We start from the raw sequence: 16212 nt of genomic DNA, 5'->3' as shown, positions 1-16212 counted from the left end.
TCTCAAGAGGTGAGGAGCATTAACGAGACAAGATCAGCTTGCCATCCGCAAACTGAATGCTTGAAAAACGGTGCAGATATTCCATCCCCAAAAGCGATTTATCCAGCTCACCCTCGTTGACCCAGGCCGAAACGTTCTGATCCGTAATGGGTCCTATCGTCAGGGTCTCAAGCCGCACCGGCGCGGTACGCACCTCACCGTTTGCAGTCAAGGCGCGCCCGAAATAACTCAGCTGATCGGGATCAATGCCTGCCCGTTTGGCATCCTGCGCGTTCAACACGATCTGGCTGGCACCGGTGTCGACAAGAAAGGTAATCAGCTCACCATTCACCAGAACCGGAAGGTAATAATGGCCGTCATAGGCGCGGGGAACCTCAACCGAGTTTCCGGTGACACTCATCTGCGGTGCGGGACCGACCGAGGAGCGAATATCCTCCCACAGGCCGACCAGTGCGATGACCCCGACGAATATGAACACCCATGCCATAACCTGCTGGAATGTCTTGCTAAGCGACTGCCGATTATGCGTGACAAACCACATCAGCAGCGCCGCCCCCAGCAGGGCCAGATAGATCAGGCGTCCAATGTCGAAACTGTCCATGCGGTTACCCGGAAATCCCTCTAACCTTGTGAATATGGGGATTTAAGATGCAAATCCAAAGGCCTTGAGGCCATCGAGAATGAACTGAACAGACAATGCAGCCAGCAGCATCCCAAGAAGCCGGGTCAACACGTTCAATCCGGTTTTCCCCAAAAGCCGTGCCACGGCCCCTGATGAAAGATACATCACAAAAACCATTGCCAGAACGACCAGCATAACGCCGATGACCACGGCCAGGCCCTGAATGCCGGGATGTTGACCGGCCAGCAGGATCATAGTGGCAATCGCACCGGGCCCTGCAATCAGTGGGATACCCAGTGGAAACACAGACGGGTCCGGATGTTCTTCCTCTTCGGCGCTGTTTTCACGACGTTTGGTCCGGCGTTCAAACAGCATATCGAGCGCGGTCAGAAACAGCAAAACACCCCCCGCAACACGAAACGCCTCCATCGAGATGCCGACAAATCCCAGCAGCGCTTCGCCGAAGGCCGCGAACATCGCCAGAATGCCGCCAGCAGTCAGGCACGCGCGAACAGCGACAGAGCGGCGCGTGTGCCAATCCATGTTCTGGGTCAGGGCCACAAAAATCGGCGTTTGCGCCGGTGGATCAAGAACCACGAAAAGCGTTGTGAACGCGGTGATCAGAAATGCGGTGTCAATCACTCTTTGCTACTCTGTTGCAGATGTTTCAAAATTCTCAGGGCGTCTTCGGCCAGTCCGGAGGGAACATAAACATGATCGTGGTGATAGCCCGCGACCATGTTTGCCGGAATTCCGGCCTGTGCCAACGCCCCCGAGACTGCAGCGGTCAGACCCACGCCTTCCAGCGAGGAGTGCACCTGAAGCGTGATACAGCGCATAGCGACCGCCTCTTTTGGTGCGCAATTGATCGGAACGACTAAAGACAGCCCTTCGGCCTCGACGTAACTGGCGCGTGTCCCGTCGGGCCAGTCCATATCTTCGGGCCAGACTACAAATGCGAATTCTCCGGGTTGAATTTCGGGATGCATTCCCGCGATCATTGCTTTGGTTTCAACGACAGGATCGCTCATACCGTTTCTGCCTGTTCCAGTCGCTCAGCAGCGGCGATCCAAAGCGCTTCTGCTTTTTGCATAGCCTCGACCACCTCGGCGAATTTGCGATTCCAGATTTCCAGATCGTTGATCTTGTCGTCTTCGTAAAGCGTCGGGTCGGCCAGTTTTGCCGCGAGCTTGTCGTGCATCTCTGTCAGTTTCTCGACCCGGTCCTCGCATTTGCGCAGGTCCGCCCGCAATGCCAGCATGGTATCGCGCGAGGCGCGTTTGGGCTTCTCTGTTTGTGGCTTTTCTTTCACCGGTTTGTCACGCGCCAGCAATAGGGCACGATAGGATTCAAGGTCACTGTCATAAGATTTGACCGTACCGTCCGAGACCAGCCACAACCGATCGGCAACAAGCGACAGCAGGTGCATGTCGTGGCTGACCAGCACGACAGCACCCGAATAGGCGGTCAGCGCTTCGACCAGCGCCTCACGGCTTTCGATATCCAGATGGTTCGTCGGCTCGTCGAGGATCAGCATATGTGGTGCGTCGATGGTTGCCAGCAGCAGCGACAGGCGCGCCTTCTGCCCACCCGACAGGCGGCCAACCTCGGTTTCCGCCTGAGCCGCGTTCAGGCCGAACCCCGCCAGACGCGAGCGCCACTTGCCCGGCGCCTCGTCCGGGCGCAGGCGGCGCAGGTGGTCCAGTGGCGTTTCGTTCACATAAAGCTCGTCCACCTGATGCTGAGCGAAATACCCGATGCGCAGCTTGTTGCTGCGGGTCATCTTGCCAGCCATCAAGGGCAGCCGGTCTGACAACAGTTTGGACAGGGTAGATTTGCCCTGACCGTTCTTGCCCAACAGCGCAATACGGTCATCCTGATCGATGCGCAGGTTCAGGCGGCGCAGTACTTCGGTTTCGCCATAACCGGTCACACCGCCTTCAATCTGGATGATCGGTGGCGACAGTTCCTCGGGTTCGGGGAAGGAAAACGCACGCAGCGCGGCCTCTTGCGGGGTTGAGACCAACTGGATGCGTTCGATCATTTTCAGGCGCGATTGGGCCTGAACGGCCTTGGATGCCTTATATCGAAACCGATCCACGAAGCTCTGCAAATGAGCGATGCGCGCCTTGGCTTTGGCGTTTTCGGATTCTGCCTGTGCCAGACGTTCCGCCCTCCGTTCAGCGAATTTGTCATATGGCACGGCGTAATAGGTGAGTTTGCGATCCTCCAGATGCAGGATCGACCCTACGGCACGGTTCAGCAGGCCCCGGTCATGGCTGATGATTATGACCGTATGTGGATACCTGGCCAGATAGCTTTCGAGCCACAACGCGCCTTCAAGGTCCAGATAGTTGGTCGGTTCGTCCAACAGCAACAAATCCGGTTGTGAGAACAGAACCGCCGCCAAGGCCACGCGCATCCGCCAGCCACCCGAAAAATCCGAACAGGGGCGCAATTGGTCTGCGTCGTCAAACCCCAACCCCTTGAGGATTGAGGCCGCGCGGGCCTCGGCCGACCAGGCGTCGATATCGGCCAGCCGGGTCTGGATTTCGGCAATTCGCGTGGGATCCGTTGCGTCGCCAGCCTCGGTCATCAGGGCGCTGCGTTCGGTATCAGCGGCTAGAACAGTGTCGATCAGCGAAACGTTGGATGATGGGACCTCCTGCGCGACACCGCCAATGCGGGCGCGCTTGGGGACCGCAATATTCCCCGATTCCAGCGCCAGTTCCCCGCGGATCAGGCGAAAAAGCGTGGTCTTTCCCGTGCCATTCCGGCCCACAAGGCCAACCTTGTGACCGTCTGGTACGGTTGCGCTGGCGCCATCAAACAATGGGCGGCCTTCAACGGCATAGGTGATGTCTTCGATCCGTAACATGAGGCGCTCTTAGCAGAGGTGTGATGCCGCCGCCAGCGGCTTGGCATTTTCAAGCATCAAGCAATGTGTTAGCGCTGTCTCGTTTGCTTTTTGAAGCGGTTTTTCACATGCGCGCGGCCCGGACGCCTCCATCCCTGATCACATTGATCTTTGCTACGGCGCTGTCTGTGCTAACGCTCAACATGTTCCTGCCGTCGCTGGCGCATATGAGTGAAGACTTCACGGTGGATTACGGCCTGATGAACCTGTCGGTCGCGGGGTATCTGGCGGTTTCGGCAGTGTTGCAACTGATCATGGGCCCGTTATCGGATCGCTTTGGGCGCAGACCTATCCTTTTGATTTGTATATCAATATTTGTCCTTGCGTCGATCGGATGCACACTGGCCGGATCGATCTGGGTTTTTCTTGGCTTCCGCCTGCTTCAGGCTGCTGTTGTCGCCGGCTCGGTCCTGTCCAGCGCGTCGATCAGAGACCGTTACGCACCGAATGAGGCGGCAAGCAAACTCGGTTACGTCGCGATGGCCATGGCCTTAGCCCCGATGCTTGGGCCGATGTTGGGTGGGGCGCTGGATATGCTTTTCGGTTGGCGTTCGGGATTTGTCCTGTACTCGTTGCTTGGAGCAGGGTTGCTGGTGCTGCTTTGGTTCGACCTGGGCGAAACCAACACGAACCGCTCGTCCACATTTGGTGCCCAACTGCGCGAATACCCACACCTGTTCCGTGCTCGCAGGTTCTGGGGTTATGCCCTATGCGCGGCGTTTTCGATTGGGGGGTTCTACAGCTTTATCACCGGTGCGCCGCTGGTTGCCGCAGCGTGGTTCGACCTGAGCCCAGCAACGCTGGGGCTGGGGATTGGCATCATCACCGGCGGGTTCATGGTTGGCAATTTTGTCACCGGTCGGATTGCGGCCCGGACGCGCCTGACGACAATGATATTGTCGGGGCGGATCGTGGCCTCAACTGGCCCGTTCTGCGGATTGATGCTGTTTCTCGCTGATCTGGGATCGGTCTGGGTCTTCTTCGGTTCGGCAATCTGTGTCGGCTTTGGCAACGGTTTGACCAATGCCAATGCCGCGGCCGGTGTCATGTCGGTACGCCCCGGGCTGGCAGGTAGCGCGGCAGGGCTGTCGGGGGCAATGATCGTGGCTTTGGGAGCTGTTCTGACCTCAATGACCGGCGCGTTCGTCAGCCCCGAAAACGGGCCGTATCTGGTACTGGGCATGATGTGGGCCTGTAGCTTTGCCGGCTTGATGGCGGTGCTTTACGTTCGTCGACTGGACCGTGTCGACCCTTTGCCAGAAACAATCTGAACTGCAAAGCCACCGGCAAGGCATCATTACACTTTTCATGGATCAAAGACCGTGATACCCGGCGCGCGATGGATTTCGGCGCGGATCCCGCGTCACATTATAAGGAGAGGCCGATATGGCACTGGAACGCACATTCTCGATCATCAAACCCGATGCAACCCGCCGCAACCTGACCGGCAAGATCAACGCCAAGTTCGAAGAAGCAGGCCTGCGCATCGTGGCGCAAAAGCGCATTCACATGACCAAAGCTCAGGCTGGCAAGTTCTATGACGTTCATGCCGAACGTCCGTTCTATGACGAACTGTGCGAATTCATGTCGTCGGCTCCGGTTGTTGTTCAGGTTCTGGAAGGCGAAGGCGCCATTGCAAAGAACCGTGAAGTCATGGGCGCAACGAACCCTGCGGACGCAGCCCCCGGCACCATCCGCGCTGAATTCGCGGAATCGGTCGGTGAAAACTCGGTCCACGGTTCGGACGCACCGGAAACCGCAGCGGTTGAAATCGCATACTTCTTCTCGGGCATTGAACTGGTCGGTTAAGCCACAGCCATTGGTGACAAACAGGGGCCGCATCCTTGGTTGGGTGCGGCCTTATTCGTTCAGAGCTGCTTTAAGTCCTTTGGTGCAACACGAACTCCGATGGCGTCCAGATCTGCAATCATCTGGTTTTCCGGAGCAGCACCGTTACCAGCTTTGATTGCGTCGAACCTTTCGCGCAGGGCTTTCTTCTCGTCGCCCTTGCAATCGTTCCACGGGCGGCCCTGCAATCCCATCACCAGAACATAATATCCGATGAAATGCGCCCTGGTGCCGGCGCGCAACAGGCGGGCATAGGCTTCGTCCGGCCCCAGTTCTCGCAGCGCCTCAGCCGAATGAATACCAGCACGTGCGCAGGCCTGTTCAAAGGCGGGGCCAAGGTTTCGGATCGAAGATACTGGTTCGCTCATAGCGGTGTCTTACTTCGGCACCCGAGGCCTGTCACCCCGTGATTACACTCGGTCGCAGGCATAATGCCTTGATGTCCTTTCGGGTTCAGCCGAGACTGAAAAGGAGAACCTTGGATGGCGTTGGAGCAACCAAACCAAACAAGGGGCGCGCGCATATGATCGTTGAGAAACCTGTAAAGGGGTTTCTGAAGTTGAACTGGAAAGGCGTATCATGACCAGATCGTCAAGCGATCAGTTCATTTTCCCAGCGAGGATTGACGAAACGGCTCTGGCAAATGCCATTGCCGGGTTTTCCCAAAAAGTTTCACCCGATAGCCCCGTCGCAGCTTTCGCATTGCTGGATTGTCACGATCAGTCACTGCGCGCCTCGGGTCGTGCTTTGATCGATACTGGCGGGGTGTTGCACCTGCTGCGGAAGGACCACGGCCCTTTGTCTCAGCAGCACTCGGGGCATCTGCGGTTTGCACGGGACTTGCCAGAAGGGCCGGTTCAGAAGGCGCTGAGCGACTTTCCTGAACTACGGGCGCTGACGCAGATTGGTGTTGGAGAGATCGAGGCAAAGACCTTCGCCGTGCTTGATGATCTGCAAAAGACAAAAGTCAGGGGAACTTTAACGTACATGTCGACGCCATCAGGGCAGGCAACCATTGTACGAATTCAGCAGTTGCGCGGGTATAAGAAGGCCTATCAGTTGGTCCGTTCCGCTCTCGATCGCGTTTCGGGCGGTGTTCGTGACGTTGAAACGGTCTATCCCAGTCTGTTTCCAGACATGGTTCCCTATCAGGCCAAGCCTGAAATAAAGTTCGGTCAAGCAGATCCTTGCAGCGAAGTCGCTGCGAAAATCTTTCAAATATATCTGAGGGTTGCACGGCAAAACGAGGAGGGCATGATCGCTGATATCGACACCGAGTTTTTGCACGATTACCGGGTTTCGTTGCGCAAGATCAGGTCAGTGATCAGCCTGTTCAAGGGTGTGTTGTCCGAGGCCCAGACGGCCGAACTGAAGCGGCTCTTTTCCGATCTTATGGCCCCCACGGGACCTCTGCGTGATTTGGATGTCTACCTTCTGAAAAAAGACAAGTATTTCAATCTTATCCCGCCGAGCCTTCACGCAGGACTGTCCGAGATGTTTGATCAGTTTCAAACGGAACGTACACAAGAGCAACTGCGCCTATCTCGCTGGTTGCGCAGCGCCGACTACACGACGTCCATGACCGACCTGACCGCAATGTTCACCAGTACTGATCACTTGGACCTCGGACCAAACGCGCATCGCGGCACGTATGACTATGCCTGCGCGCTGATCTGGAAGCATTATCGCAAGATGTGCAAACTGGCGCGCGGCATAAGCGATGATACGCCAGACAAGACGGTGCATGAGCTTCGTATCGAGTGCAAAAAACTAAGATATCTGATGGAATTGTTTGCCCCGCTCTTCGATGCGAACGGATTGAGAACGATCCTTAAACCGTTGAAAAAACTTCAGGATAATCTTGGTTTGTTCAACGACTATTCTGTGCAGCAAGACGCGTTGCTGACCTTTGTAGCGTCGCACGCCGATACGCAAGGCCACGTAAACGCGCAGATCGGTTTGTCCGTGGGCGGCCTAATCGCTGTGCTTGATCAACGTCAGAAGACCGAAAGAAAACGCGTTGTCGCAAGCTTCCTTCAGTTCGACGGGCAAGAAATCCGGCACATGTTCCGCAGTCTGTTTCACCACAAAAAGGAGTAGGGAATGAAGATCATTGCCTGTTACAGCAATAAGGGCGGTGTCGGAAAAACCGCTACTTCGGTGAACCTGGCCTATGCCTATGCGCAGGCTGGCCAAAAAGTTTTGCTATGCGATCTCGATCCTCAGGGGGCGTCCGGGTTCTATTTTCGGGTGAAGCCGTCAAAAAAACTGACGGATGCCCGTTTTTTTGAGGATGTGGAGCGGTTTACCAAAGCCATCCGGGCAAGTGATTTTGACGGGTTGGACGTTCTGCCCGCAAACCTGACTTTCCGCGACTTTGATATCTTCCTGTCGCGCATGCGGAACAAACGCTCGCGTTTGAAAAGGGCATTGTCGGCGGCTGGCAGTGACTATGATCTGGTTCTTCTGGATTGTCCGCCCAATTTTTCCACCTTGTCCGAGAATATCTTTCGGGCCGCTGATGAAATCGTTGTTCCGATCATTCCCACAACCCTGTCCGAGCGGTCATTCGATCAGCTGGTTGGCTTTTTCGACAAACACGGGCTGCGTAAGAAGAAGCTGCGGGCGTTCTTTTCGATGGTGCAGAACCGGAAGTTGTTGCATCGGGAAACGATGGTTTCAATGCGCGCCCAGCATCCCTAGCGCATTTTACACGCGGTTGTGCCTTTCGCTGCGGATGTCGAAAAGATGGGGCAATATCGGGGCCCTGTCTGTACTTACGCAGGTCGTAGCGCTGCTGGTGCGGCATATCGGGCGCTGTTTGATGAGCTGGAAGAAAGAGCGGGGGCACCCTGATGAGCAAAGAAATTGAACGCAAGTTTCTGGTGGCAAGGTTGCCGAACCTGAGCCGCGCAGAAAAAGCAGAGGTGCGTCAGGGGTACCTCACCGCGCCGGAGGACTCGACCGAATTGCGCCTTCGGCAAAAGAACAATGTGTTTTTCCTGACCTTAAAAGGCGGCGGTGATCTTGTACGTGTTGAGCGTGAGGCAGAGATAACCCGAGACCAGTTTGAAACCTTCTGGCCGGAAACCAAAGGTCGCCGGGTCGAGAAGGTGCGTTACACGGATCTAATGCCAGACGGCCACCAGTTCGAGCTGGATGTTTTTTCAGGCGGTCTGGAACCCCTGCGTTTGGTTGAGGTTGAGTTCCATACCAGTGAAGACGCAAATGCCTATGTCCCGCCGGGTTGGTTCGGTGCGGAAGTTACAGGGGATAAACGGTACAAAAACAAGGTATTGGCGATAAACGGACTGCCGGATTAACTCTGAATTGCCAGATTGATCGTAGTTTCCAAACCTGGGTCGCAGTTTCGGGCTGCGAATGTCCCGCCATGCATATGTGAAATCGCGGCAACCAGCGCGAGCCCCAATCCCGCATTGCGTTCCGTCCGCGCCGGATCAAGTGTGACGAAGGGAAGTTGAAGGCGATCCAACTCTCCGGGCGGAACACCCGGACCACGGTCCCGAACCCGCAATTGGGCAAATCCGTCCTTGGTACCGATAGAGATCGTGATTGCGGTATCCGCCGGTGCATAACGCATCGCGTTTTCCAGCAAATTAGAAAGAGCCTGCGAGAGTAGGGGCCGGTGCCCCTGAATAGCCGGGGCAGAGCCTGTAACCTCAAGGCGGATGTCCTGATCTGCGGCCACCGGGTCATACAGTTCCACGACATCTCCAACCAGTTGCTGCAAGTCAATGTCTTCGAATTGCTCGCGCCCTAGACCGGCCTCGGCCCGCGAAATTTCGGTAAGCTGCCCCAAGACCCGCAAAACATGGTCGATTTCTCCCGTAGCCCGCGCAATGTCGATTTCGCGGTCCAGATCGCTTTTGCCGGGCTCGGAAAGGGATTCGACCCTTTGGCGAAGGCGGGACAAAGGAGAGCGCAAATCATGTGCGATAGAGTTCGACGTGGTGCGCAGATTGCTCACCAGCTCTTCGATCCTGTCGAGCATGTTGTTCAACGTGCCAGAGACCTGATCGAACTCGTCCCCGGTTCCGCGCAGGGGCATCCTCTTGGAAAGATCGCCGGAAACGATGTTTTCGGCTGTGCTTGCGATGTCTGACAGGCGCGAAAACACCAGACGTGTGAACAGCCAGCCAGTGATCACGCTCAGAACAAATGCTATTCCTAGTGCCAGTGCCAGAGATCGGAACAATACACGGTCGAATTGTTGACGGGCCGCCGCATCCCGTCCCACCAAAAGGCGTTCACCACCGGGCAATCGGATCGAAGCGGCCGAGATGGGCACCAGTTGGTCATTGTCAGCCCTGCGCAACTCGAGGTCGACCCAACCGCTTCCGGCGGTCACATTGACCGGCCAGGTTTTCAGGTTACCCACAAGCTTGACGCCCTGCCGATCCGCCAGCAGATACAGCGCGTCTCGATCGGACGCGCTTGGAAGACGACGCTCGATCGCTGTAATCAGCCCGATCAGCCCGCGCCGTTCATATTCATCGGCAAGCCCGGTCAGTTCGGCGGACACGACCGATCGGGTCTCGGATTCGATGCTCCGGTTGGCTGTCACATAGACCAATGCCAGCACAGACGCGGTCAGTAACGTGCTTAGCACCATGCTGGTGGCGACAAGTCTTGTTCTTGAATTATTAAGGGAAAGCCGAAGGTTATCCATCGGACATCATGTAACCCGCACCGCGAACTGTTTCAATCAAAGGTATGTCTCCGCCTTCATCCAACTGGCGGCGCAGCTTTGAAATATGAACATCCACAACGTTTGTGTTCGGGTCGAAATGATAATCCCAGACGCCTTCAAGCAGCATGGTACGCGACACGACACGGTTCTTGCGGCGTAGAAAGAACTCAAGGATCTGGAATTCACGAGGCGTCAGCGTAATCTCATGGCCGTCACGCGTAACCTTGCGGGTCAGTAGATCCATTTCAAGATCCTTGCAGGTCAGCGTCGGCGTTTCCTCGGATTCCTGCGGACGCCGCAACAAGGCTTCGATCCGCGCATGAAGTTCCTGAAACGAGAAGGGCTTGACCAGATAATCGTCGGCGCCTGATCGCAATCCTTTGACGCGCTCATCCACTGCGCTCATGGCCGTCAACATCAAGACCGGTGTTTTCAACCCCGCTGCACGCAGGGATTTGATCAGGGACAGACCGTCCAGACCGGGCAACATCCTGTCCAACACAATGGCGTCAAAACCGCCGTCCGTAGCGTGGTACAATCCCTCGCGGCCATCAGCAGCCGTTTCGACCACATAGCCTTCTTCGCCAAACCCTTTGGCAATGAAATCCCTGGTGTCAGCGTCATCTTCGACGATCAACAGACGGCGGCTCATGATGTGGTTCCTTTCCCTAAGGATTTAAACACAAAATTCAAACAAAGCATATGGTTTGCTGACGATCTTGCCGGGTGCTGGGCACGCACCCGGCAAGCCCGACGGACAGCGGACAACTCAGGTCCGCCGGGTGAGGCACGCGCCGGATCTCCCCATCAAGCGGCGCGCGCATGGTGTTAGTCAGACCAGTTCGACAGCAACGAAAATCTGGCTGCCGGCCCGATTGATCAATACCAGTGCCGGGTCTGTCTTTTCGCTGTCCAGTGCGGCCTTCAGCGCTTCGGGTGTGAACGTGTCCTGGTTGCCCAGTTTGACGATCACGTCACCTCGTTGCAGACCCGCCCGGGCCGCAGGGCTGTCCGGTTGCAAGTCTGTGACGACCACACCTTCGACGGTTTTAGCAATACCCGCTTCAGCCCGCACCGTTTCGGTCAGCGGGGCCACTGTGACACCAAGCGACGTGCCTGCTGCATCAGATTCGACAGGGCTGTCGGACTGAGCCGCCGCTGCCTGATGCTGGCCAACGGTCAAAGTGACCGTTTCCTGTTTGCCATCGCGCAGAATGGTCAAATTACTGGCGGTGCCGACCTTGGTTGTGCCCACCAGAATAGGCAGGTCACCACTGGAGTCTACGGCTTCGCCATTGAAAGACAGGATAACATCGCCTTGTTCCAGGACGCCATCTGCAGGGCTGTCGGCGACAACATCTGCCACCAGTGCACCCGAGGAGGCATCAATACCCAGCGCCGCCGCAAGCTGCGGGCTGATATTCTGGATCGAAACACCCAGCCACCCACGGCTGACCTGCCCGTCATCCTGTAGATCGGCTGCAATATGTTCAACGATGTTCGAGGTTACGGCAAATCCCAGCCCGACAGATCCGCCACTGGGGGAATAAATGGCCGAGTTTACACCAATCACTTCGCCGTCCATGTTGAAAAGCGGGCCACCAGAGTTGCCCTTGTTGATAGCTGCGTCCGTTTGAATGAACTCGGCATATGGCCCGTCCGAGATATTGCGACCTTTAGCCGATACAATGCCGGTAGTGACCGTGGAGCTCAAACCAAACGGGTTGCCGATCGCTACGACATCTTCGCCAACACGGATTGCATCGCTGTCACCCAGTTCGACGGCTTGCAGGCCCGGGACTGCATCGATCTTCAAGACTGCAATGTCTGTCAGCGGGTCGGTGCCAACCACCTCGGCCTCAAATGTCCGGTCATCACTTAGGCGAACGGTTACAGTCGCGGCATTGTCCACCACATGGTGATTGGTGACGATATAACCGGCTTCATCCAGTACAAACCCTGACCCGAGCCCTTGTGCCGGACCGCGTTGAGGCATGTTGAACCCTTCAGGCCCACCAAATCGTTTGAAGAATTCCCCAAACGGGTGACCGTCAAAGTCAAAATTCTGACCCTGTGTGGGGCTTGGGGCGGTCTTTTGCTCGGCAATGATGGTTACAACCGAAGGGGAAACGGTTTCGACAAGATCGGCAAGCGCTTCATCCGCCATCGAAGGTATAGCGGTTGTGGCCAGCATGGCTGCGCCCAATGCGCTGACCCCCATCCAGTTGGATGTGCGGGGAAGTAAAAGCGAAGATTTTCGGATGCTCATTTCTGTCTCCTGGTTTGATCACGCAATTTCCGTTGCGCGTTGAGACATGAGATGCACTGTCAGGATTGGGGTTTCCTGACTGATCAATTAATAAATCTTAATTTTGCCACAAAGCGGGTGTTTTGTGGTGAAGGACGTTGATCAGGATTCGCTGATTTAACCGAGGAGGTCGAAGGCGAATCGGAGGATTGTTGCCAAAACAGACGTCAAACTTTCAAAAAAGTTGAATTTTCATTGTTTTGTTGACAATGCTTTCACTGAACAGTGGGGAAAAATGCTGCTCTTCCAATGGTTGTGGGCGAGTCCGGGAAACTTCGGGCTTGACGCTGTAACTTTGCCGATAGGCAGCTGAATGGGTGCATAAGTTTGCGCTTAATCCCGAATCGATGATACGTGCACCGGACTTGGATCGCCTATAGGTTGAGCAAGCCTTGGTGCTATGTTGCCTAAAAGCCAAATCGAGGCACGCGAAATTAACCTATTCTTCCAATTTTACGTTGTTTCTAAGGATCGGATAAGTGAGGATGAAATTGCCCAAGTGAGGGGAAGCCAAAAGCGCTAGGGGGCGCTGGCGGCTAACTCAGTTACCGGAAGTTTTAGCGGCGTGTTAACGAGGGGGTCTTGTTTAGGTTTAGCGGCTAGGGAACCAGAGTGTCTTTAAGACCTATTGGTCAAACTTTTGGAATTGTGGAAAGTGGTAGTCCTGTATTGGGCACCGGCCCGGTCGATATCGACCGGGCCGTGTTTATTTAAACGGTGCGTTTCTTGCACCAAGCTGCCCAATCTTCCGGCGTATCCAGATCCAAAACCGCGTTTTGACCGGGCAGGGGTTGCAGGAATACGCCACCTTGTTGTGACCGGACCACCGTCTGCGCGCCGTGATCGCCGTGTAATGCCGAAAGCTTACTGAAAAGCGTCCGATCGAAGATCACCGGGTGCCCGGGCTTTCCATCTGTGGTTGTTCCGCGCCAGATTACATTTTCGGGATGCAACTGGCGTGCTTTCAAGATCGTTCTCAGATCGGTCTGGGTCAGGTCGGGTAAGTCGGCCAGCAAAACCATGACCGCGGGTGCATCAACAGGAAGGTGTTTTATGGCGGTGCGCAAACTGGCATTCATTCCCTCGGCCGCGTCCGGTACGGGAACGGTCTGTACGTCCATTCCTGCAAGAGCATCGTATCTTGGATGCGGGCGCGGTGGCAGGGCGACAAGGACAGGTGCCACGCCACGCGCTAGGGTCGCCGTACGGGTCAGCAGTGGAATGCCATCAATTTGCTGCATAAGCTTGTCCAGCCCGCCCATACGGCTGGAATGACCGGCAGCAAGCAGGATGATGGGGATTTCGGTCATTGCGCCACACTGCTGTCAGTCATGTGTGCTGTCATCCCCTCATGCGTGTGCCATCTGGGTCAAACAAAGGTGTCGAGATAACCTTCGCTTTGCGCATCTGCCCCAGAATCTCGATTTCAACCTCCAGACCATCTTCTATGCGCCCGGACGGCAGAAAGCCCATGGCGACAGATTTCTGCGCAAAATGAGAGTAGCCGCCGGAGGTACAGAACCCAACAACCGAACCATCCAGCCAGATCGGTTCATAGGCGTTGACGTCCGCATCGTCTGTTTCAACCTCGAAGGCTGCCAACTGGCGGATGGTTCCGTTGGCCCGTTCAAATTCCGCTGTATCGCGGCCGATGAAACGGGTGTTTTTGCGGAATGCAATGAACCGATCCAATCCCGTTTCAGCGGCGGTGTAATCCGGCGAATACTCTCGCATCCATGAGCCAAAAAACTTGTCCAGCCGCAGGCTCATCATTGCGCGCATTCCGAACGGAACAATTCCGTGGGGTTGTCCGGCCTCCCACAGTGTCCACCAAAGCTGACGCTGCGCTAACGGGTAGCAATAGATTTCATAACCAAGATCGCCCGTATAGCTGACACGCTGAACGATACAGTCGGTCATGCCGACAGTCATCCGACGCACGTCGAGGAAGTTGAAATCCGTCAGGTCGTCGCGGGTGCAGGCCGCCAGAACCTGCGTTGCCTTTGGGCCGGCAATCTGGAAGCCGTTCAACCGGTCGCTGATGTTTTCTATCCCCACGTCGTCCTGAGCGGTTTGCTGGAACCACCGCATGTGGAAAGCCTGACTGCCATAGGACGCCGTAAGCTGGAATTCAGTGTCACTCAGGCAGGAAACCGTGAAATCGCCGATAAGCTTGCCCTTGTGCGACAGCATCGGGGTCAAAGACAGCCGACCGGATTTCGGAATGCGACCAGCCATGATCTGGTCCAGCCAGTTCCGAGCATTGGGTCCGGTGATGCGGTATTTGCCGAAATTGTGGACCTCGTTGATACCTACTGCTTCACGCACCGCCCGCACTTCGCGCCCCGTCGCCTCGAACGCGTTCGAGCGGCGGAAGGATGGCGTTTCAAATCCCGGCTCGTCTTCCTGCGCAAAATAGTTTGGCACTTCAAGGCCGTATTGCTGCCCCCAAACCGCGCCAAGATCGCTGAAGATGTCATACATTGGTGTTGTGCGGTTGGGGCGTGCGGCGGGCAGTTCTTCGTTCGGATAGGCAACGCTGAAGCGTTTCTGATAATTCTCGATGACTTTGGGGGGGGTATAACCTGGGCTGATCCAGTCGCCGAAGCGGGCAACATCCATGGCAAACACATCGCGCTCTGGCTCGCCTTCGATCATCCACTGCGCCAGCGTCAGGCCAACGCCGCCACCCTGGCTGAACCCTGCCATAACACCACAGGCCGACCAGTAGTTGCGCATTCCAGGTACAGGACCGACCAGCGGGTTTCCATCAGGGGCAAAGGTAAACGGCCCATGGATGACCGATTTTATCCCGGCATCAGCCAGCACGGGAAAGCGGCGATAGGCGAATTCGATACTGTCGGTGATCTTGTCATAGTCATCGGGCAGCAACTCGTGCCCGAAGTCCCACGGGGTGCCGTCTACTGCCCAAGGCTTGCAGGGTTGTTCGTAGAACCCGATGCACAGACCACGCCCTTCCTGCCTTAAATAGCTTTCACCCGCCGGATCCATGACATGCGGATGCTCGCCACCCGCATCAATGATCGCTTCGATCTGGGGGATCGCGTCTGTGACAAGGTATTGATGCTCCATCGGGTGCAGGGGAAAATAGACACCTGCCATGGCACCAACTTCGCGTGCCCAAAGCCCGCCCGCATTAACAATGTGTTCGGCATGGATTGTGCCTTTGTCGGTGACGACATCCCAGCTTCCATCGGGGCGCTGGTTGGTTTCACGCACCATGCAATGGGTTTCAATCGTAGCACCGCCCATTCGCGCGGCCTTGGCATAGGCATGGGTTGTACCTGACGGGTCCAAATGACCATCCAGCGGATCGTAAAGAGCACCGATAATTCGGTCGATGTTCGTAATGGGCGCGATCTTTTTGATTTCTTCCGGGCCGACGATTTCTGTCTCAAGCCCCATGAACCGATGCTTGGCGCGTTCGGCCAGCAGCATATCAAACCGGTCCTGATTGTCGGCCAGTGTCACACCGCCCACGTGGTGCAGGCCACAGGACATGCCGGTGATCTGTTCCAGTTCTTTATACAGCCTGATCGTGTAGCCCTGTAGCGCCGCCATGTTGGTGTCGCCGTTGAGGGTGTGAAACCCGCCTGCTGCATGCCAGGTCGAGCCGCTGGTCAGTTCGGACCGTTCCAGCAACATGACGTCCGACCACCCAAGCTTGGTCAGGTGATAAAGAACCGAACATCCGACAACGCCGCCACCAATGACGGCCACCTGGCATGTGTTTTTCATCCGCTCCTCCTTTTCTGGTAGGACGGTGCAGATCAACGAAAAAGCAT

At 56.1% G+C, this 16212-nt stretch carries 15 protein-coding genes; 5 read left to right on the top strand and 10 right to left on the bottom strand.

From position 1 onward, the window contains the following. Positions 1 to 19: 19 nt before the first annotated feature. Genes AC2FLZ_RS13295 through AC2FLZ_RS13280 form a run of 4 tightly spaced genes read right to left on the bottom strand, consistent with a single transcriptional unit; the run spans position 20 to position 3500 of the window. Entirely contained in the window at positions 20 to 601 is a 582-nt protein-coding gene (locus AC2FLZ_RS13295; RefSeq protein WP_480472373.1) for a retropepsin-like aspartic protease family protein, read from the bottom strand. A 42-nt stretch (positions 602 to 643) separates the two neighbouring features. Beyond that, positions 644 to 1264, bottom strand: coding sequence for a MarC family protein (locus AC2FLZ_RS13290; RefSeq protein ID WP_480472375.1), 621 nt, complete (start codon positions 1262 to 1264; stop codon positions 644 to 646). Further along, complete coding sequence (locus AC2FLZ_RS13285; RefSeq protein WP_480472377.1) at positions 1261 to 1653, bottom strand: ACT domain-containing protein; 393 nt, start codon at positions 1651 to 1653, stop codon at positions 1261 to 1263. Before AC2FLZ_RS13285 ends, AC2FLZ_RS13290 begins: the two co-directional genes overlap by 4 nt. Continuing rightward, positions 1650 to 3500 carry an ABC-F family ATP-binding cassette domain-containing protein gene (locus tag AC2FLZ_RS13280; RefSeq protein WP_480553312.1) on the bottom strand — a complete coding sequence of 617 codons (1851 nt, stop codon included), beginning with the start codon at positions 3498 to 3500 and terminating at the stop codon, positions 1650 to 1652. Before AC2FLZ_RS13280 ends, AC2FLZ_RS13285 begins: the two co-directional genes overlap by 4 nt. Positions 3501 to 3607: 107 nt before the next feature. On the opposite strand from AC2FLZ_RS13280, the gene AC2FLZ_RS13275 reads away from it, so the two are divergent. Both AC2FLZ_RS13275 and ndk read left to right on the top strand, forming a co-directional pair. Then, entirely contained in the window at positions 3608 to 4810 is a 1203-nt protein-coding gene (locus AC2FLZ_RS13275; protein WP_480553314.1) for a multidrug effflux MFS transporter, read from the top strand. Between the two features lie 115 nt (positions 4811 to 4925). After that, positions 4926 to 5348 (top strand): nucleoside-diphosphate kinase, encoded by a 423-nt coding sequence (ndk, locus tag AC2FLZ_RS13270; RefSeq protein ID WP_008757405.1) that lies wholly within the window; start codon positions 4926 to 4928, stop codon positions 5346 to 5348. A gap of 59 nt (positions 5349 to 5407) precedes the next feature. On the opposite strand, the gene AC2FLZ_RS13265 is transcribed toward ndk, so the two are convergent. Further along, the gene (locus AC2FLZ_RS13265; protein ID WP_480472383.1) at positions 5408 to 5755 is read right to left on the bottom strand and encodes a TfoX/Sxy family protein; all 348 of its coding nucleotides are present in this window, start codon (positions 5753 to 5755) and stop codon (positions 5408 to 5410) included. Between the two features lie 211 nt (positions 5756 to 5966). Between AC2FLZ_RS13265 and AC2FLZ_RS13260 the strand changes: the two genes are divergently transcribed. The 3 genes from AC2FLZ_RS13260 to AC2FLZ_RS13250 all read left to right on the top strand — a co-directional run bounded on the left by AC2FLZ_RS13260 (position 5967) and on the right by AC2FLZ_RS13250 (position 8710). Beyond that, positions 5967 to 7487, top strand: coding sequence for a CHAD domain-containing protein (locus tag AC2FLZ_RS13260; protein ID WP_496882261.1), 1521 nt, complete (start codon positions 5967 to 5969; stop codon positions 7485 to 7487). Positions 7488 to 7490: 3 nt separating this feature from the next. After that, a complete protein-coding gene (locus tag AC2FLZ_RS13255) occupies positions 7491 to 8090 on the top strand; it encodes a ParA family protein (protein ID WP_496882260.1) in 600 nt (199 codons plus the stop codon). A 152-nt stretch (positions 8091 to 8242) separates the two neighbouring features. Continuing rightward, on the top strand, positions 8243 to 8710 hold the full coding sequence (locus AC2FLZ_RS13250; protein ID WP_480516774.1) for a CYTH domain-containing protein: 468 nt from the start codon (positions 8243 to 8245) through the stop codon (positions 8708 to 8710). On the opposite strand, the gene AC2FLZ_RS13245 is transcribed toward AC2FLZ_RS13250, so the two are convergent. The 5 genes from AC2FLZ_RS13245 to AC2FLZ_RS13225 form a co-directional block, all read right to left on the bottom strand. After that, the gene (locus tag AC2FLZ_RS13245) at positions 8707 to 10020 is read right to left on the bottom strand and encodes a sensor histidine kinase (protein ID WP_480516776.1); all 1314 of its coding nucleotides are present in this window, start codon (positions 10018 to 10020) and stop codon (positions 8707 to 8709) included. The genes AC2FLZ_RS13250 and AC2FLZ_RS13245 overlap by 4 nt on opposite strands. A gap of 49 nt (positions 10021 to 10069) precedes the next feature. Then, a complete protein-coding gene (locus tag AC2FLZ_RS13240) occupies positions 10070 to 10750 on the bottom strand; it encodes a response regulator transcription factor (protein ID WP_209504130.1) in 681 nt (226 codons plus the stop codon). 180 nt (positions 10751 to 10930) lie between these two features. After that, complete coding sequence (locus AC2FLZ_RS13235) at positions 10931 to 12367, bottom strand: DegQ family serine endoprotease (protein WP_480516778.1); 1437 nt, start codon at positions 12365 to 12367, stop codon at positions 10931 to 10933. A gap of 749 nt (positions 12368 to 13116) precedes the next feature. Further along, positions 13117 to 13716 carry a nucleotidyltransferase family protein gene (locus AC2FLZ_RS13230; RefSeq protein WP_496882259.1) on the bottom strand — a complete coding sequence of 200 codons (600 nt, stop codon included), beginning with the start codon at positions 13714 to 13716 and terminating at the stop codon, positions 13117 to 13119. Positions 13717 to 13747: 31 nt separating this feature from the next. Then, complete coding sequence (locus AC2FLZ_RS13225) at positions 13748 to 16165, bottom strand: GcvT family protein (RefSeq protein ID WP_496882258.1); 2418 nt, start codon at positions 16163 to 16165, stop codon at positions 13748 to 13750. Positions 16166 to 16212 lie beyond the last annotated feature (47 nt).

It is taken from the genome of Ruegeria sp. YKSF131 (assembly GCF_059612645.1).
The sequence above is the reverse complement of the archived record's forward strand: the minus strand, read 5'-3'. Positions and strand labels throughout refer to the sequence as shown.